This is a genomic window from Candidatus Ruminimicrobiellum ovillum, from assembly GCF_002392975.1.
Taxonomy (GTDB): domain Bacteria; phylum Elusimicrobiota; class Endomicrobiia; order Endomicrobiales; family Endomicrobiaceae; genus Ruminimicrobiellum; species Ruminimicrobiellum ovillum.
The window spans coordinates 14,521-33,800 of the sequence record NZ_DGIC01000009.1 but is presented as its reverse complement, the minus strand read 5'-3'; the positions used below and the strand labels follow the sequence as shown (position 1 = coordinate 33,800).

The window sequence follows — 19,280 nt, the reverse complement described above, 5'->3', positions numbered from 1 at the left end:
CTCCCCAATAAAAAATCCGTCTTGCATAAATATTATACAAGACGGACTTTTCCTGTTATATTAATAATGTTTATATCTTCTATGTTATCTCTTGCAAAATAACAAAAAAGTATTGTTATACACATTAACTTAAATGTATAAAATTTAAAAATAATCTTATTCAACAAAGGTGTGGAATAAGATTTTTCATTTAACAATGAAAAACCGCAATTATCAAAATTTTTTGATAATTTTAAATCGTTTTCTGTTGTTGTTTTCACGAAATATAAATCTTTTTGACCGCTGCTTTTTTTATCTTTGTTTTCGGCTTCATTTTTTTGAGAAGTTGTCGACACTAAATTAATGTTTGTAGATTCCAAAATTTTATTTATTATGCCGTAAGAAAAATTCGTTATGGAATTATAATATTCCGAAATTGAAGTCGATTTATACAACACACCGAACTCTTGTTTAACAGTTTCATCGATATTAAAAGAAAAAGATATTGATAACAAAGAAAATATTACCAATAAAGCAAGGCATTTATTGAAAAATGATACAAACAGATTGTTGTTATACATACCTTAAAATAGTATAATCCATAAAATACATTTTTTCAATATTTATAATTTAACAAATTACTTCTTAAATTTAATGTAATGCTTTATCAATGAAGCCGTAGAACAATTATGTTCGTTTGTTTTTTCACCTTTTAATTCGGGTAAAATAACATTAGCTAATTTTTTACCGAGTTCAACACCCCATTGATCGTAGCTGTTAACTTGCCAAATTATTCCTTGAACAAATATTTTATGTTCATACATTGCAATTAATGCGCCTAAAGTTTTAGGTGTAAGTTCATCCAGCAAAATACTGTTTGTCGGTTTATTACCTTCAAAAACTTTATGAGGTGCCAACATTTCTATATCTTCTTTTGAAGCTCCGCTTTTTTCCAAAGCATCTATAGCTTGTTCTTTTGTAAGACCGAATGCCAATGCTTCGGGTTGTGCAAAGAAGTTAGACATTAATTTTTCGTGATGATCACCTATTCTTTCGGGCGGGTTAACTATACCTATAAAATCCGAAGGAATCAATTTTGTTCCCTGATGAATTAACTGATAGAAAGAATGTTGTCCGTTTGTTCCGGGTTCTCCCCATAATACCTGTCCTGTTTGATAGTCAACTTTTTCACCGTTTCTGTTTATTGTTTTGCCGTTACTTTCCATATCCGATTGTTGTAAGAATGCCGTAAATCTGTGTAAATATTGGCTGTAAGGTAAAACAGTATAACTTTGAGCATTAAAGAAATTGTTGTACCAAACACCAAGAACCGCCATTATTACGGGAATATTTTGTTCTATCGGAGCATTTATAAAATGTTGGTCCATTTCATAAGCACCTTCCAACAATTCTTTAAACTTATCAAAACCTACGGAACATGCTATAGGTAAACCTATTGCAGACCATAAAGAATATCTTCCGCCTACAAAGTTCCAAAATTCAAACATATTATTTGTATCTATACCGAATTCCGCAACTTTTTCTTTATTTGTAGATAAAGCAACAAAATGGTTTTTGATTGCACTTTCACCGAGTTTTTCAACCAACCATTTTCTTGCGGTATTTGCGTTTGTCATTGTTTCCTGGGTTGTAAATGTTTTTGAAGCAACAATAAATAACGATGTTTCCGGATCTAATTTTTTTAATACTTCATATATGTCCGCTCCGTCAACATTAGAAACGAAATATACCTGAGGTCCGTCCGCATAATATTTTAATGCTTCGCAAACCATTCTCGGTCCTAAATCGGAACCGCCGATACCTATATTTATAACTGCTTTAATTTCTTTTCCTGTTGCACCTTTCCATTTTCCGCTTCTTAACTGTTCGGTAAAATCTTTCATTTTGTTAAGAACTTTTTTTATGTCAACCATAACATCTTTTCCGTCAACATAAACAGGTTTGTCCGACATATTTCTTAATGCGGAATGAAGTACTGCTCTTTTTTCCGTCCAGTTGATTTTTACACCGGAAAATATTTTTTCTGTCCAAGATTTTAAATCGCTTGCAGTGACTAAGTCCAATAACAATTGTTTTGTTTTATCATCAATAATATTTTTTGAATAATCAAACAATATTCCTATATTGTCAAGTCTGATACTGTATTTGTTAAATCTGTCTTTATCTTTAAAAAGATCTCTCATATGAACATTTTTCATTTCTTGTTCATAGTAATTTTTCAAATTTTTCCATTCTTTGGATTGTGTTAACTTTTCTTGCATTTTTAAGAACTCCCCCGACTAAATTGTAAATTTATATCCGAATTTAAAAAGAATATCTTTATAGCTTACATCTGTATCGTTATCCGTTGCTTGATATCTTGTAGCATGTAATTCGAAAATATATCTTTCATACAGCTCAAAACCGAAACCGCCGCCTACATAATAACCGGGAGTTGTTCCGCTGCCGTTTGATATAGCACAGTATACATTGTATCCGCCGTCTATTCTAAGGTAAGGTTTATATTCTCCCAAATTACCGAAAGGAATCCATATTATACCTGCATATACAGGTACCATTGTAAATTTTGAGTTTGTATAATATTGGTCTGCTCCCCAATTTTCTCTGGAAGCTTTTAATCCCATGCTGATGTTTCTGTTTATCAACCAATCAACACCGAAGGCTACGGCAAAGTAATTATTTAAAAAATATTTGCCTTCAACACCGATATTAACCGCAACATCAACTTCATAATCGCTTCTGAATGTTCCCGGTATACATAGCGAAAGTTTGGGAATAATGTCTATATCAGCGGCAAAAGCGGAAACGGTTGAAATAAGTAACAATAAAACAACTAAATATTTTTTCATGTAATAAGCCCCCTGCGATAAAAAAACGACATATTTCATTTTAGCAAAATTTTGAGTTTACTCCAATTGCTAAAAATTATTATTTATGAAATTCTTTACATAACAGTATGCCATGGTGAAAGCATCGGTTGCACCATACAACCTGATTTCACAATTTTCTTTTTTCTCATCCGGAACAACTTCAAAGGCTGTGAAATATTTCGATTTAGCCAAATTTATTCCCAATGTATTGCTGTAACCGACTTTATTTAAATAATGAAATTTGCCGAATGTCCCGAAATATGTAGTTTCCGCATCGGAAATTTGTTTTGTTATTTTTTCCGATTCGGCATCTATTTCCGGTTTTGCAATATAAGCTATTGCTCCGCACAAAAGAACAAGAAGGAAAACAAGTGTAATAACGGAAACGATAAAATCGGAAAAGCCGTGCTCTTTATTTTTTTTAAATTTCTTATTTGCGGAATCTCTTTTTAAAGAACTATCTCTTACCTGATTTTTAAAACTGGAATACTGTTCCACAACATTTGCAATGTTTTCTTGAACAGATTTTCCTGTTTGTTCGTTATTTTGCACAATATTTTCTTGAGGATTATTTATTTTGTTTTCCGTTTCTTTAACTTCTTCTGACATAATGTTCTCCTCCGTTTATATCATTTTTTTTATTTTATTCTTTTTATATTTGCACCAAGTTTTCTGAATTTTTTCTCTAACGCTTCATATCCTCTGTCAAGGTGATAAATTCTCGAAATTTCCGTTTTCCCTTTAGCACAAAGACCTGCCAAAACAAGGGCAGCTCCCGCTCTTAAGTCGGAAACCATAACGGGTGCTCCCGAAAGTTCTTTTACACCGTGAATAGAAACTTGTCTGCCTTCTATTTTTAAGTTTGCTCCCAATCTTTGCAGTTCGCAAACATGTAAAAATCTGTTTTCAAAAACCGTTTCTTCTATAATGGAATTTCCTTTGGCAAGAGCCATAAGTGCCATCCATTGAGCTTGAATATCGGTCGGAAACCCGGGATAAACTTCCGTTTTTATATTAATCGGCTTAATTTCTTTTTTCCACTTTACCGTTAAAGTATCGTCTTTTATTTTTATATCGGCACCCGCTTCAATAAGTTTTTCTATTACAAGTTCCAAATGTTTCGGATTAACTTTTGTTAACTTAATTTCACCTTTAGTCATTAATGCGGCAATCATATAAGTTGCAGCTTCAATTCTGTCGGGAATAACATCATGTTCAAAACCGTGCAACTTATCAACACCTTCTATTGTTATTATTCTTGTTCCGGCACCTGAAATTTTTGCCCCCATCTTTACCAAGACATCTGCCAAATCTTGAATTTCGGGTTCTTTTGCCGCATTTATTATTCTTGTTGTACCTTTTGCCAAAACACTTGCAAGTAAAACATTTTCCGTCGCACCCACACTTGCAAATCTGAATTCTATATCTGTTCCAGTAAGTCTGCCTTTACTGAATATTTTTATATAACCTTCTTTTAATTCAATAGTTGCTCCCATCTTTTTGAAAGCATCCAAATGAATATCTATAGGTCTTGCACCTATTGAACATCCGCCGGGCAAAGAAACATCCACTTTTCCGAGTCTTGCAAGTAACGGTCCCATAACCAAAACACTTGCTCTCATTTTTCTTACCAAATCGTAAGGAGCTATATGGTTTAATTTTGAAGATTTATCACAATTAACAATATTTCCTTTTCTTACCGTCTTTTTACCTATAAAATTTAAAAAATCTACCGTTGTTTTGATATCGGCAAGTATAGGAACATTTTTAATTTTACATTTATCGTCGGTTAAAAGTGTAGCAAAAAGTATCGGCAATGCAGAATTCTTTGCTCCGGAAATTTTTACTTCACCGTTTAATTTTTTACCGCCGTAAATTACTATTTTATCCATTTTGTGCTATTAATATCCTGTCTAAACCGGAATAATCCTTTATTATTTTTATAAAAAGAAAACTGTCAAATAAATCCGCAATCTGTAAAGAGATATTTGAGTTAAGCTCTAACAACAATATCCCTTTCGGATTTAAATATCGAGCAGAATTTTCCGCTATTATTCTGTAAAAATCCAATCCGTCCTCTCCGGCTACAAAAGCATTTTTCGGTTCAAAAAAAAGTTCTTTTTCCAAACCCTTATATTCTTTTTCGGTCACATAAGGCGGATTAGATATAATTATATCAAATTTTTTAGCAATAATATTATCAAACATATTACTTTCTAAAAATTCTATCCTGTTTGATACATTGTTTGTTACGGCATTTTCTTTTGCTACCTGCAAAGCTTTTGTGCTTATATCACTTGCCGTAACAGATACATTATCGTTATATTTTGCTACGGAAACGGCTATTGCTCCCGAACCGGTGCATAAATCCAAAACTTGTTTAAAGTTGTTTCCTTTTATGAAATTGTTAGCTTGTTCAACTATTAATTCCGTTTCCGGTCTCGGAATTAGAACATCAGGATTAACTTTAAATGTCAGTCCCATGAATTCCGAATTACCCAAAATATAATCTACCGGTTCCCCTGTTATTCTTTTGTTTAAATAGTTTTGATATTGTTGATATTGCTCGTGAGATAATGTTTCTTGTCGGATAGTTGTTAATTTGTTTCTTTTTATTTTTAAAACACCACACAATAAAACTTCGGCATCAAGTTGAGCTTCCGTTATATTATGTGATGTTAAAAATTCCGTTGCCTGTTTTAAAATTGTAAAAATATTTTGTTCAGTTTGACACATTTTTTGAAGTTATCTAATCTTCCAATCTTCTGTCGTCCGTTGTTGCCGTTTCTGCCGTTGTCGTTAATTGCTAATTACTAATTATATTAAATGTTCGCCGATTTCAACTTTTCTTCGTTTTCGCAAGATATAAGTTTTTCTATAAGTTCGTTTAAATCTCCGTCCATAACTTCGGTTATATTATAAACACTGAAACCTATTCTATGGTCGGTTATTCTGTTTTGAGGAAAATTATATGTTCTTATTTTTTCGGATCTGTCTCCCGAACCGACTTGTTGTTTTCTGTCGCTGGACATTTTTTGTTCTTGTTCTATCATCTTTTGTTCATATAATTTTGCTCTTAAAACTTTCATGGCTTTAGCTTTGTTTTTTATTTGGCTTCTTTCATCCTGACAAGCAACAACAAGTCCCGTAGGCAAATATGTTATTCTTATTGCTGAATCGGTTTTATTAACATGCTGTCCGCCCGCACCGCTTGCTCTGTATGTATCTATTCTTAAATCTTCCGGTTTTATTTCAACATCAACTTCTTCCGCTTCGGGAAGAACTGCAACCGTTATTGCGGATGTATGAACTCTGCCTGATGCTTCCGTTTCGGGAACTCTTTGTACTCTGTGAGTTCCTCTTTCAAATTTGAAATATTTCCAAACTTTATTTCCGGATATGGAAAATACAACTTCTTTGTATCCTCCGAGACCTGTAGGATTGGAATCTATTATTTCATGTTTCCAACCGTTTCTTTCCGCAAATCTTGTATATGCCCTGAACAAATCTCCGGCAAATAAAGCAGCTTCTTCTCCGCCTGTTCCTGCTCTTATTTCAACGATAATATCTTTATCTTCATGCGGATCCGGCGGAATTAACATAAGTCTTATTTCCGTTTCCATCTTTTCTTTGTTTGCAACGGCTTGGTCGTATTCTGCAAAAGCCATTTCTTTCATTTCTTTATCATCGGATTCTTTTAATTCGTTTAGATCGTCGATATCTTTTAACAATTTAAAATATTCTTTCGATTTTTCAACTATCGGAGATAAATAGGAATGTTCTTTTGATAAAGCTCTGTATTGTTCCTGATCTGCAATTATATTGCTGTCACTGAGCTTTTGTTCAACTTCTTTAAATTTAGAATTAATTTCTTCTAATTTTTCTTTAAACATATTTTTTACCTATAAAAAAATATGACAGGATTTCATGTTTTATAAAAATGATAATCCTGTCAATATTTAAAATTTTATTTATTTTTCTTTTTTAGCATCTTTCTTTGCTGCATCTTTTTTAACATCTTTTTTTACTCTCTTAGGTGTAGATGTTAAAAGTTTTGAAGTCTTTCTCGGTGAAGAAACCTTTTTCTCTTTTTTCTTTCTTACAACAGTCTTTCCTTCGGTAGCAACAAATCTCTTTTGGAACTTTTCAACTCTTCCGGCTGTATCTATAAGTTTTTGTTTTCCTGTAAAGAAAGGATGACAATTTGAACAAATTTCCAATTTTATTACCGGCTTTGTTGATCTTGTTTTAAATGTATAACCACAAGCACATGTTACTGTTGATTCTACATATTTTGGATGAATTCCTTCTTTCATTTTCTTTAATACTCCTCTAATTGTAAAATTTTATCTATTTATTATGCATTTTTATTAAATTTTAGTCAAGTGTGAACTACAATTTATAATTTACAATTTATAATTAATGAGATTTTTAAAATTTTCATTTACAAGCATGATTAAAGCCGTCTATGAGTTTGGGAAACACTGAATAAATACCGGCACAAAATCTTGCGGTATATTTTGCCTATAAATTCGTCGTGTTTTCTTGAAATAGTTATCCAACTATTCCTGCAAAACTCCTCCTCTTTATAGACAAAATCTTCTCTCAATCTTTCACACCGTTATTTATTCAGTGTTTCCTAAAAAATTTAGAGCAAAAAAAACTATAAATCAAAAAAGTTTTTTAGTGCGAACATGATTGAAGAAAAATCCGTTACATTAGGTGGTTAGGATTTTTCAAGTTGGAGCACGGCTTTAAATTTTTCAAACGAATGGCTTTTTTTGCTTGGAAAAGAGAAATTTTAGTAATAGAACCTATTTATTTCCACATGCTGGACATTCTTTATCTGCAGGCGGTAACTTTATTTTTCTGAATTCCGAAGTTAAAGCATTATAAGTAAGTAAATGACCGATAAGAAGTTCCCCTGTACCTAATATATATTTTATTGCTTCCGTTGCTTGTAATGTGCCTATTGTTCCAACAGCTGCACCTAATACACCATCCGTAGAACAAGAAGAAACACATTCTTTTTTCGGAGGTTCTTTAAATACACATCTGTAACAACAACCTTCGTTTGGAACATAAGTCATAAGTTGTCCTTCAAAACCTACAATTCCCGCATGAGAAAACGGCTTTTTAGATTTCACACAAGCATCATTTATTAAAAATTTTGTTTCAAAGTTGTCTGTTGCATCTATAACAAAATCATATTCGGAAATAATTTTGGAAATATTGTCAGGTGATATTTCGTTATAAATGTTCACTTTAACGTCAGGATTTAAATTCGTTATTGTTTCTTGTGCGGACTTTATTTTATCTGCGCCCAGTTTATTTGTTTTATGAAGAATTTGTCTGTTAAGATTTGAAAGTTCGACTTTATCTTTATCTGCTATACCTATAGTTCCCACACCTGCAGCAGCCAAATACATTGATGCAGCAGAACCCAAGCCCCCAGCACCGATAATAAGAACTTTGGAAGATAAAAGTTTTTCCTGACCTTTTATTCCGACACCTTTTAGCAGGATGTTTCTTGAATATCGTTCAAGTTGTTCGTTAGATAAAGACATTTGCCCCTTCTTCTATTTGTGTGCTTTTTTCTTTGCCGCTAAAACAAAACCTTGAAATATAGGATGCGGTTTTGTAGGTCTTGCACCGAATTCCGGATGGAATTGAACAGCTATATAAAAAGGATGATTTTTAATTTCGACTATTTCAGGTAATACTCCTTTATGATAGCCGGAAACATCAAAACCTACTTTTTTAAACATATCAATATATTTCGGGTTCATTTCATATCTGTGTCTGTGTCTTTCTACAATTTTATCCGTCTTATAAAGTTGGTGCGCCAAAGAACCTTTTACCAAATCGGATTCATAGTTTCCTAATCTCATTGTTCCGCCCAAATATTTTACATCTTTTTGTTCGTCCAACATTTCTATTACGGGGTATATCGTTTTAGGATCTATTTCCGTGGAATTTGCATTTTTGAATTTTAGTAAATGTCTTGCAGCTTCAATTACGCAACATTGCATACCCAAACATATACCGAAGAACGGAACTTTGTTTTCTCTTGCAAATTTTATTGCTGCGATTTTTCCTTCAATTCCTCTCATACCGAATCCGCCCGGAACTAATATTCCGTCTAAAGTTTTTAATCTTTTAATTAAGTTTTTATCTTCGGAAGAAATGTATTGAATATCCAAATTAACTTTTGCTTCCATAGCGGATATCTTTAAAGATTCGTCTATAGATTTATAAGCGTCTTTTAAATCCGCATATTTACCGATAACACCTATTTTTACCGTCTTATAATGTTTTGTGTCTTGTTTAACATATTTAAACCATTTGTTGCTGAATTTTATTTTGCTTTTTAAATTAAGTCTTTTTAAAATAAAAGCATCCACTCCCTGCTCGTGTAAAGATTCGGGAACATGGTAAATCGAAGAACATGTCCTTGCTTCTACAACAGCTTCTTTGGGAACATTACAGAACAATGAAATTTTACCTTTCATAGAATCGTTTATAGGATATTGTGTTCTGCATATAATCATGTCGGGAATAATTCCAACTTCTCTTAATTTGTTAACGGAATGTTGAGTAGGTTTTGTTTTAAGTTCTTTTGCTCCTTCAATATAAGGAATAAAAGTTAAATGAATACTCATTATATCTTCTCTTTTTTGTTCCAACATAAACTGTCTTGTTGCTTCAATAAAAGGAAGACCTTCTATATCACCTATCGTTCCGCCTATTTCTATTATTGTTATATCAACTTGCTTATCAAAAGCTACAAATCTTTTCTTTATTTCGTTTGTAATATGAGGAATTACTTGAACTGTTCCTCCGTTATATTCACCTCTTCTTTCTTTGTTTATAACGGTTTGATAAATATCTCCGGACGTGTTTGTGTTTGCTTTTTTAGTTACTATATCCAAAAATCTTTCATATGTCCCTAAATCCAAATCCGCTTCGGCACCGTCTGCTGTAACATAAACTTCTCCATGTTGAAAAGGGTTCATCGTTCCCGGATCAACATTTATGTAAGGATCCATTTTTATCATATTTACTTTATATCCGTGCAATTGTAAAAGCCTTCCTATACTTGCACCGGTTATACCTTTACCTAAAGAACTTACTACTCCGCCCGTCATAAAAATATACTTCATAATATGTTTTTCTCCTTATAAGAGAGAAAGGGACTCAAAGAATATTGTAAAACAAATATCTTTTAAGTCCCCCTTCATTAAAATTTAATTTTAGATATATTATTATTTTTTTTTATAGTTGTCAAAAGAAAAATAACTTTTATATAATAAGTGTAATTAAAACAAATTTAATAAAAAAGAGAGGATAACAAAATGGTTAATTATAAGGTAATTAACATGAACGAGTATTACAGAAAAGATGTTTTCAGACATTTTGCTCAAACAAAGTGTTCCATTTCCACGACGGCAAGAATAGATGTTCAGACTTTATACGATTATTCCAAAAAAACAAACACGAAATTTTATATAAACTTTTTGTACTTGTTATCCAAAACTTTAAATTCAAGAGAAGATTACAGATTGGCTTGGTTGCACCAAACAAACCAGTTAATAGTTTACGATAAAATAAATCCCACACAATATATCTTTCACGAAGATACCGAAACCTGTACACCTGTTTATACGGTTTACGATCAAGACTATAAGAAATTCTATAAGAATGCAAGCAAAGATATTGAAATAGCAAAGAAAACTCACGGATACGGACTTGATATGTTGAATCATCCGAACTGGTTTGATGCTTCTTATATGTCGTGGATTTCTTACGACTCTTTAAATGTAGAGCTTCCCGACGGTTACTTATATTTTATGCCTATAGTTAATTGGGGCAGATACAGAGAAGAAAACGGAAAACTTGTTATGCCGTTAACGGTTAGATTAAATCATGCCTCTGCCGACGGATATCTTTTAGCGCAAGTATATAGAATATTGGAAAAAGAAATAAAAGAATTTTGTAAATAATTTATTGATTGTTGTAAAGATTTAGTTTTTGCATTTCCATAAGTTGTTTATATTTGTTACTTTTTTTCAATGCTTCTCTAAGGTTTGTTTTTGTTATTTGTAACAAATCACCGTCGTCTTGTTTTCTCAAAATTTGGAATTTAGGGTACAATGAAGCGTTGTTCTGCAAATGAACTACAAGGTTTTGTTCCGGAACATTTAACATACTGTGAGGAACACTTCCCACAATAATATCCGAATAGTTTCTTGTGTTTTGTAAAGCGGTAATATCAAAATGGTCCATATCTCTGTATGCTATCCATTTTATATCGGTATTATGTGAAAGACCTAATTCTTTTAATATACCGTAAGCTTCTTTTAATGAAATGGAACCTTCCCCTCCCAATATTAAGATGTCGGCTTTTTCTCTGAATTTAAAATCCGTAAATTTGTAAGGATCATAGTTTATGTTATGTTCCTGTAAACTGTACTGCAATTCTTTTATTTCATCAAGCTGTTGCTTTATTATTGTTTTATATCTTTCCAATTCTTTTTCTGTATGTTCGTAATATTTACTGAAACCGGATTTAACACTCGTTATTTGCCTGTTATGCTCGAATTTTAATGTTAACATCTGTCTTTCAAACTTTTCTTCAAGTTCTTTTTCTTTTTTCTTTATATCTTCTTCGGATAAATTGTCCTGTTGAGATATTTTTTTCATTTGCTCGTTAAATTGTTTTGTAATTCTTTTTAATTTTACCGTGTATCTGAGATTCTTATATCTTAAAATACTTAATGAATTGTATAACTCATAGAGATTCTTCAATGCAAAAGGAACAATCAACATTAATATTGCAAATATTATCCAGAAATTAAAAACCTGTTCCCATTTACCTACATTGAAAAAAGTTTCCTGAACCCATTTGTTCCAGGAAAACTCTTTGTTTTCGAAAATGTCCGGAATTGTATTTAAAGAGATGCTCCTTATCAATGCTATATACCAAAAAGGTTTGTACTTATAAACATAAGTATAAGTATAAAAACCGTCTTCGATAAATATCATCTTTTTTATTCTTTTTTCTTCATAGTATTTGTCGTCCCAAGGAACAATTTCGTTATACTTATATTTTGTTTGTATTAATATATTATTTTTACTGTCTCTTACTTCAAGCCAGTGCTTTGTATACAGGTTATGAAAATATTTAAGCCTTTGATTTGCATAATCATAAGAATACAGGTTTATAAAATTGTTTAAAGATAAAGGATTGTTTAACAACATGTTGTTTCTGTTCATGTTTGTTAAAAAACTGTTTGTGAAATCAAAATCGGAACTGTCTGTATCTTTTAATGACAAAACATTTTCTTTTAACAATTTTTTGTCATGCTTTATAATATCCGTTACGATATCAAAAATAATATCGGTTTCTATTGCTATTTCCTGTTCCCTTCCGCTGAAATAAGAAACCCAACCTATCGAAAGCCATATTATGCTTGATAGAATGAAAGATACTAAAAGAGATGTAACTATCAAATGTTGTTTAAAGAAAAATTTTATAAAGTTCATTTATAAGGAAATCTTAACATAAAATTAATATTTTATCAATGAATAAATTTATAAAAAAATCACTTTATTATTTGTTTTATTTTTTATAAAATATTTACCTAACAATTTACATAAGTAAATTTATTTATAAGGAGATTTAGACCAAAATGGAAAGAGTTTACAATTTTTCTGCAGGTCCTGCCGTATTACCGGTAGAAGTTTTGCAACAAGCAGCTGACGAAATGTTGAACTATAAAGGTTCGGGAATGTCTGTTATGGAAATGAGTCATCGTTCAAAAACATATCAGGCAATTATCGATGAAGCAGAAGCAGATTTAAGAGAGTTATTAAATATTCCTTCAACCTATAAAGTATTATTTGCACAAGGCGGTTGTTCATTACAATTCGCATCCGTTCCCATGAACTTAATGAGAAACGGAGTTGCAGATTATATAGTAACAGGTCAATGGGCAAAGAAAGCTTTCCAAGAAGCACAAAAATATGGAAAAGCAAACAAAATAGCAACATCGGAAGACAAAACATTTTCATATATTCCGGATTGCTCCGATTTACCTATAAGCGAAAATGCAGACTATGTTTATATCTGCGAAAACAACACAATTTACGGAACAAAATTTAAAAAACTTCCTAACACAAAAGGTAAACCGCTAGTTTCCGATGTTTCATCTTGTTTCTTATCGGAACCTGTAGATATTACAAAATATGGTGTAATGTACGGTGGAGTTCAGAAAAATGTTGGTCCTTCCGGAGTACAAATTTTAATTATAAGAGAAGATTTAATCGGTGATGGTCCTGCTTTGGCTTGCACACCTACAATGATGAACTGGAAAATTCAAACAGATAACGGCTCATTATACAACACACCTCCTACATACGGAATTTATATTTGCGGATTAGTATTTAAATGGATTAAGAAACTCGGCGGTCTTTCAAAAATGAAAGAAATGAACGAAGCAAAAGCAAAAATATTGTACGATTTCTTGGATTCAAGCAAATTGTTCAAAGGAACTGTTGTTAAAGAAGACAGATCATTGATGAACGTTCCTTTCGTTATCGGTAACGAAGAAATGGAAGCAAAATTCATAAAAGAAGCAACAGCAGAAGGTTTAATCAGTCTTAAAGGTCACAGAACCGTTGGCGGTATGAGAGCTTCTATTTATAATGCAATGCCGATAGAAGGTGTAAAGAAATTAGTTGCATTCATGAAAGATTTCGAGAGCAAAAATTCATTGTAATTTTCAGCTTACAAATATAAAAAAAAGAACTCGGGTATTGTATCCGGGTTCTTTTTTTTATTAAAATATACGAATATGAAGAAATTAAAAAAGATATTATTAGGTATTGCAATATTTTGTGTTATCTATTTTGGCGTACTATATTTTTTCCAAATTAATTTTTTATTTGGACCGGACACAAATTATAAAACTCCTCAAGAAGCCGGATTTGACATGTTTGAGGAAAACCCCGTAACGGCTAAAGACGGAACTCAAGTAATGACTTGGTATTTTGAAGGTGATAAAGATAAACCTTTAATATTGTATTTTCATGGTAATACAGGTTTAATGGCAAGATTTGCCCCAGCCATAACAAAACTCACAACCGAAGGCTATTCCGTTGCTATGATGGAATACAGAGGTTTCGGAAACACTAAAGGTAAAATATCGCAGGATGTAATTTTTTCCGATGCCGTTGCTTTTTACGATTATTATAAAAATAAAACAGATAATGACAAAATCATTTTTTACGGATATTCGTTCGGCTGTGCTTTTGCGATGGGCCTTACACAATACAGAGATCCGGACGGTATTATTTTAACGGCACCGTTTTCTTCTCTTTATCAGGAAGTAAAAGAATATCCCGTTCCGTTAGCTTTTTTGGTGCTAAAAGATAAGTATCCTTCGGACGAATATATTAAAAATATAAAATGTCCTATTTTACTTATACACGGAAATAAGGATATGTTAATACATCATTCACATTCTCAAAGACTTTTCGATTTAGCTCCGGTTAAAGAAAAACAAGTCGTTTTTGTAGATGGTATAAACCATCACGATATTTTCTTTAAAGGACATAATCTTCCCGTAATTTTAGATTGGTTAGAACAATTCAATTGATTTTTTCCGTAAATCGGCTAAACTATTGGTATGATTATCAGACAAGAAACAAAACAAGATTTTAAAGAAGTTTATAAGTTGGTTAAAGATGCTTTTGAAACGGCAAGAGTTTCAAACGGCAAAGAGCAGGATTTTGTTAATGAAATAAGAGCAGGTGAAAAATATATCCCCGAACTTTCTCTTGTTGTAGAAGAACAAAAAAGATTAATAGCACACATCATTTTATCGAAGTTCAATATAAAAGGTTGTTCCAACCCGAAAATAAAACCTTTACTTTTAGGTCCTGTTTGCGTGATGTTGGGTTACAGAAACGAAAAAATCGGAGAACGGCTTATAAAAAAGAGTTTTGAAATAGCCAAAGGTTTGGGTTATAACTGTATATTTTTAGTCGGAGATCCAAACTATTATTACAGAGTCGGGTTCAGACAAGCCATAGAATACGGAATCAAATGTGAAGATAAAATCGAAACAAAATATGTCTTGGCAATAGAACTTGTTCCAAACACATTAAAAAATGTTAAAGGAACAATCTCTTTTCCGTAATATCAAAACAAAGTCAATTGGTCGTCGGGCTTTTCGTAATTTGGATAAATAATTTCTTTTTCTTGTAACGGATACTTTTCTTCTAAAGTACTTAAAATGTTGTATATATGCTTTTTATATGTGGAATTTACATAAGCACCTTTGTAATGGGATTTTATTTTGTTATACAGGTGCGGTAATTTATTTTTAACAAAATTTAAAAAATTTATTTTTGTTTCTCCCCTTAAATTTAAAATAGTTGTGACTGCATAATTTACATTGTTTTCTTTTGCCGTTTTATACAACATACTTAAATTTTTATAAGAGTCTGTAAGTTCCGGAATTATCGGCATAATAAATATTCCGGTATTAACATTTGTTCTTGAAAATTCTTTTAAATTGTTAAACCTGTCTTGTGCAGGTGCGGCATTAGGTTCTATAAGCTTTCGTATATTTTCGTTTACCGTCGTAATAGTACAAGTAATATTTACGGGAACAAGGGTTGCAAGTTCGGCGAACAAATCGAAATCTCTCAATATAAGTTTGGATTTTGTCGATACACTTATCGGTATTTTATATTTTATGCATAACTTTAAAATTTCGGGCATTATTTTATATTTGTTTTCCGCAGGTTGGTAACTGTCCGTAACTCCGCCGATATTTATAACGGATTTTTTCCATCTTTTTGAAGATATTTGCTTTTCAAAACATTCCGCAATGTTTTTCTTTACATATATTTCGTCAAAGAAGTTTTTTGATTCCATATATTTATGAGAATACACGGCAAAGCAGTATTGGCATTTGTGTTCGCAACCTCTGTAAATATTCAAATCCCAATTAAAAGGCAAGAAATTGCTGTTTACTCTGTTACAAGCCGTTTTACAACTTATTTCAATATATTTTGTCATAAATTACCAATTCTTTTGTCATCATCCCGTACTTGATGCGAGATCTCTCCGTTCTGTCATTCTGAACTCGATTCAGAATCTATCCAAATATTTCCCTTTTTTTCTTTTTTGCCTTTTATAAGGAAAAATTTTAATGTTTTTTATAGATTCCGTATTACAACCTTACGGAATGACAAAAAAGGAAAAATTGCCGTTTGTCGTTAAACCCTTCACCCTTTCACCTTATCACCCTATAACCATCTTTAAAAATGTTAAAACATTTTTAAAGATATGGTGCCAACTTTGCCAATATTCCGTTGGTATAAGAATTTTCCCCTAAAAGAGTTTTCCTTATAGAAATCACTTCTTCGGTAGAAACAGGTTTTAAATGTGCAACTTTGTTTCTTAAACTTCTGCATTTTTGCAAACTCTTATAATCTTTGTTGCTTAACCCTGCTTTTTCTCTTACATCTCTTATCCCGTTATCCAATATCTTTTTCGGGTCTATTTTGTTTTGTATGTTTTGTTGCTCGTCCGGAACTTTTGTATCATCTTGCTTTTCAAATGTTTCCGCACCGTATGCACTAACCATAACTATTCTTTCAAAAGCTTTAACATAACAGTTTGCTATTGCGGACGGTTCCATAGCATTTGTATCCTTATATTTATTAAATAAAAATTCACCGGTTGCAACATACTTAACCATAACGGAATCTTCGGTAAACTTTGTATATTCTTTAAAAGCAACTTTTATTTCGTCTTCAAGCTTGGTTATTTTTGAATTGAAATCGTTTTCTTCTTCCAAATGTTCCAATAAATCATTATATTTGTCGTTTAACAATTTATGTTCCGTATGATATTTCTTTATTACGGTTCTTTTGAAAAATACGGAAACAAAAATGATAATCAGTGATGTAAACACTAAATAAGAAAGAGCAATATGCAATTTGTATTTTAAAATAAAGTTTAAAGTTTTAGGACTTCTTGTAACAAAACCCAGCACTCTGTCTACCGATATAAAATCTTTGTTTTCTATTATGTTCAATATCCTTACTTTTCTTCTTATTGAGTCATAATCTTTATCTCTTGCCGGTATAAAAGAAAGTTCTTTATTATCTTCAAACAATTCCAATATTAAATTTTTTACATCCGTTACCAATTGCGGGTTTTCTGTTTTTATTCTCTCGTCAGCCCATAACGGATCGTTGGGAATTTGCAGATTTATTTTAAAAGCTTTTAATAAGGGATTTTTTTCGAAAAAGGGATCATCTTCCAAAAGACCGTAAAAAGAACAACATGCATCCCATTTACCTTCCAAGACATAATTGTAAACATCTTTTGCGCTCGGTGAACGGTTATCGGCAAAATCTTTTTCCGTAATTACACCTTTTTCAATTAAAAATAATTTGGGGTATAAATATCCCGATGCGGAATTAGGGTTTGTGAAATGGAAATTTGTGTTTTCTAAATCTTTAACGGTATTTATATTCTTGTCTGTTCTTGCAAGTATAACAGGAGTATAATCCTGTTGAATTTCGCCGTCAATTCTGTAAGCGGATTTCAATATAACGGTATCCGATAACGAAAGAACATAAGTAAGCGGAGAACCTTTATAAAAGTCGCTGTTTCCCCTGTCCATATCAACTATGAACGTGTCGTAATCCAAAACTTTTATTTTTACCGTTTTGTTTAGTTTCTCTTTAATTGTTTTTGACAACAAATCTTTATATTCGGAAAGGTTATCCCCTTTTAGAATTGCTATTGTAATTTCGTTATGTTCTTTTCCTTGTGCAAAAATATTTACACTAACAAAACAACAAAATAAGAGTATAAAAGATAATAAAATTCTTATTGTTTTCATTGGAAATTATTTTACCAAATTTAGTAAAAATTATATATTTTTCTATATTTTATGAAATAGAAAATTGAAACAAGTATAGACAAAAATTCCGCGACAGGTATTGCAAGCCATATACCGTTAACTTTCAAAATTAACGGTAATAACAAAATTGCCAAACTTAAGAACAAAAATGTTCTCAGAAACATAATTGTTCCTGCAACTTTTCCGTTGGAAAAAGCGGTAAACATTGCTGCCGAAAAAATGTCTGTTCCTGTAAACAAGAATGAAATTGCAAAAATAAAAAAACCTTTTAGTGCAATATAAAACACATGAGAATTTTCTTTTGCGAAAAAAGCTATTATGTAAGGAGCGGCAGGTATCGACAACAAATATATCAGAATTGAAGATGTTATTATAAATATCATACTTATCTTAAAAATGTTTTTTAGTTGATATGTGTTTTTGCTTCCGTAGTTATAACTGAATATCGGCGCAATACCTGAAGCATATCCGTAGAATATTGAAGTTAAAATAAATTCGGCATAAAGAACAATCGTTATGGCCGCAACACCGTCTACACCGATATATTTCATCATTTCTATATTAAATAGAAAAGTTGTTAAAGATACTGCCAAATTACCTATAAATTCGGCAAATCCGTTATAACAACTTTTTGCAACTGCCAATAAATTGTATGAGGGTTTAACAAAATATAAAGAACCTTTTCTTTTGAATGTAAAATAAAGAAATCCTATGGTATTTTGTGCAATAAAACCTGCAATTGTTCCGTAGGCAGCACCTGAAATTCCCATACCCGTTAGAACAATAAAAATATAATCGAAAATAATGTTGGTTGTTCCGCCTGTTAAAGATGCAATAAGTCCCATTTTAGGTTTGCCTGCTGCAATAAAAAACAAATGAAATATCATTTGTAGTATGCATAGCGGTGAAAATATCAAAATAGGGACTATATAATCGTAGCAATATTCATAAATGGAATCATTTGAGCCTAAAAGATAAATTACGGGCTTTATGAATATTAAACATATTAAACCCAAAATTAAGCCTATTACCGCTGAAGAGATAACGACTAAAGAAAAATATTGTTTTGCGGATTTATTCTTTTGTTCTCCCATCTTTTTTGCAACCAAAGCACTGCCTCCGGAAGCAAGCATACTTGAAATTGCAAAAAGAAGACTAAATAAAGGGTAAACAATGTTGATTGCCGCAAAAGCATCGGTGTTAACAAATTTGGAAACAAATACACCGTCAACCATAACATATAACGATACGAAAAATACCATTATCATTGTCGGCAGTGCAAACTTTATTAAACTGAAAAAATTAAAGTTTTGTGCTAATTTGTTTTCCATAATGTTAGTATAATATCAAGGCAAGAAAAATAAGTCAATAACAATACGAAAAGATAGATAAAAAATAAATATTTTATGATTGAAAAAGCGGAATAAATTTAATATAAAATAGAAATAATATTTTATAT

At 31.6% G+C, this 19,280-nt stretch carries 17 protein-coding genes and 1 pseudogene; 4 read left to right on the top strand and 14 right to left on the bottom strand.

Translation table 11 applies throughout. The annotated features are described in order from the left end of the window. Window positions 1–32: 32 nt before the first annotated feature. The 10 genes and pseudogenes from B2Y85_RS03090 to B2Y85_RS03045 form a co-directional block, all read right to left on the bottom strand. The gene (locus B2Y85_RS03090; RefSeq protein ID WP_372519011.1) at window positions 33–560 is read right to left on the bottom strand and encodes a hypothetical protein; all 528 of its coding nucleotides are present in this window, start codon (window positions 558–560) and stop codon (window positions 33–35) included. Window positions 561–617: 57 nt separating this feature from the next. Next, on the bottom strand, window positions 618–2,261 hold the full coding sequence (gene pgi / locus B2Y85_RS03085) for a glucose-6-phosphate isomerase (protein ID WP_372519010.1): 1,644 nt from the start codon (window positions 2,259–2,261) through the stop codon (window positions 618–620). Between the two features lie 18 nt (window positions 2,262–2,279). Beyond that, window positions 2,280–2,849, bottom strand: a complete 570-nt coding sequence (locus tag B2Y85_RS03080) for an outer membrane beta-barrel protein (protein ID WP_372519009.1) — start codon at window positions 2,847–2,849, stop codon at window positions 2,280–2,282. A 69-nt stretch (window positions 2,850–2,918) separates the two neighbouring features. Beyond that, window positions 2,919–3,479, bottom strand: coding sequence for a hypothetical protein (locus B2Y85_RS03075; RefSeq protein WP_372519008.1), 561 nt, complete (start codon window positions 3,477–3,479; stop codon window positions 2,919–2,921). Between the two features lie 29 nt (window positions 3,480–3,508). Further along, complete coding sequence (gene murA, locus B2Y85_RS03070) at window positions 3,509–4,762, bottom strand: UDP-N-acetylglucosamine 1-carboxyvinyltransferase (RefSeq protein ID WP_372519007.1); 1,254 nt, start codon at window positions 4,760–4,762, stop codon at window positions 3,509–3,511. Further along, the gene (gene prmC / locus B2Y85_RS03065) at window positions 4,755–5,606 is read right to left on the bottom strand and encodes a peptide chain release factor N(5)-glutamine methyltransferase (protein ID WP_372519006.1); all 852 of its coding nucleotides are present in this window, start codon (window positions 5,604–5,606) and stop codon (window positions 4,755–4,757) included. The genes murA and prmC overlap by 8 nt, the downstream gene beginning before the upstream one ends. A gap of 86 nt (window positions 5,607–5,692) precedes the next feature. Continuing rightward, window positions 5,693–6,763, bottom strand: coding sequence for a peptide chain release factor 1 (gene prfA / locus B2Y85_RS03060; RefSeq protein ID WP_372519005.1), 1,071 nt, complete (start codon window positions 6,761–6,763; stop codon window positions 5,693–5,695). A 180-nt stretch (window positions 6,764–6,943) separates the two neighbouring features. Beyond that, window positions 6,944–7,186 (bottom strand): annotated as a pseudogene (rpmE, locus tag B2Y85_RS03055) (50S ribosomal protein L31); the annotation flags it as partial. Between the two features lie 498 nt (window positions 7,187–7,684). After that, a complete protein-coding gene (locus B2Y85_RS03050; protein WP_372519004.1) occupies window positions 7,685–8,437 on the bottom strand; it encodes a HesA/MoeB/ThiF family protein in 753 nt (250 codons plus the stop codon). 12 nt (window positions 8,438–8,449) lie between these two features. Continuing rightward, window positions 8,450–10,033 carry a CTP synthase gene (locus B2Y85_RS03045; RefSeq protein ID WP_372519003.1) on the bottom strand — a complete coding sequence of 528 codons (1,584 nt, stop codon included), beginning with the start codon at window positions 10,031–10,033 and terminating at the stop codon, window positions 8,450–8,452. Between the two features lie 192 nt (window positions 10,034–10,225). Here B2Y85_RS03045 and B2Y85_RS03040 point away from each other — a divergent pair, with 192 nt between their 5' ends. After that, window positions 10,226–10,873 (top strand): CatA-like O-acetyltransferase, family 3, encoded by a 648-nt coding sequence (locus B2Y85_RS03040; RefSeq protein WP_372519002.1) that lies wholly within the window; start codon window positions 10,226–10,228, stop codon window positions 10,871–10,873. A 1-nt stretch (window position 10,874) separates the two neighbouring features. Here B2Y85_RS03040 and B2Y85_RS03035 read toward each other — a convergent pair whose 3' ends face one another. Further along, a complete protein-coding gene (locus tag B2Y85_RS03035) occupies window positions 10,875–12,416 on the bottom strand; it encodes a hypothetical protein (protein WP_372519001.1) in 1,542 nt (513 codons plus the stop codon). A 146-nt stretch (window positions 12,417–12,562) separates the two neighbouring features. On the opposite strand from B2Y85_RS03035, the gene serC reads away from it, so the two are divergent. From serC to B2Y85_RS03020, 3 genes are all read left to right on the top strand, one after another. Beyond that, entirely contained in the window at window positions 12,563–13,651 is a 1,089-nt protein-coding gene (serC, locus tag B2Y85_RS03030; RefSeq protein ID WP_372519000.1) for a 3-phosphoserine/phosphohydroxythreonine transaminase, read from the top strand. A gap of 213 nt (window positions 13,652–13,864) precedes the next feature. Continuing rightward, on the top strand, window positions 13,865–14,530 hold the full coding sequence (locus B2Y85_RS03025) for an alpha/beta hydrolase (protein ID WP_372518999.1): 666 nt from the start codon (window positions 13,865–13,867) through the stop codon (window positions 14,528–14,530). 30 nt (window positions 14,531–14,560) lie between these two features. Next, window positions 14,561–15,073 (top strand): GNAT family N-acetyltransferase, encoded by a 513-nt coding sequence (locus tag B2Y85_RS03020; protein WP_372518998.1) that lies wholly within the window; start codon window positions 14,561–14,563, stop codon window positions 15,071–15,073. A 2-nt stretch (window positions 15,074–15,075) separates the two neighbouring features. Here B2Y85_RS03020 and B2Y85_RS03015 read toward each other — a convergent pair whose 3' ends face one another. The 3 genes from B2Y85_RS03015 to B2Y85_RS03005 all read right to left on the bottom strand — a co-directional run bounded on the left by B2Y85_RS03015 (window position 15,076) and on the right by B2Y85_RS03005 (window position 19,152). After that, window positions 15,076–15,960 (bottom strand): SPL family radical SAM protein, encoded by an 885-nt coding sequence (locus tag B2Y85_RS03015; RefSeq protein WP_372518997.1) that lies wholly within the window; start codon window positions 15,958–15,960, stop codon window positions 15,076–15,078. A gap of 262 nt (window positions 15,961–16,222) precedes the next feature. Continuing rightward, window positions 16,223–17,800, bottom strand: coding sequence for a PhnD/SsuA/transferrin family substrate-binding protein (locus B2Y85_RS03010; RefSeq protein ID WP_372518996.1), 1,578 nt, complete (start codon window positions 17,798–17,800; stop codon window positions 16,223–16,225). Between the two features lie 20 nt (window positions 17,801–17,820). Beyond that, on the bottom strand, window positions 17,821–19,152 hold the full coding sequence (locus B2Y85_RS03005) for an MATE family efflux transporter (protein WP_372518995.1): 1,332 nt from the start codon (window positions 19,150–19,152) through the stop codon (window positions 17,821–17,823). Between the last annotated feature and the right edge of the window lie 128 nt (window positions 19,153–19,280).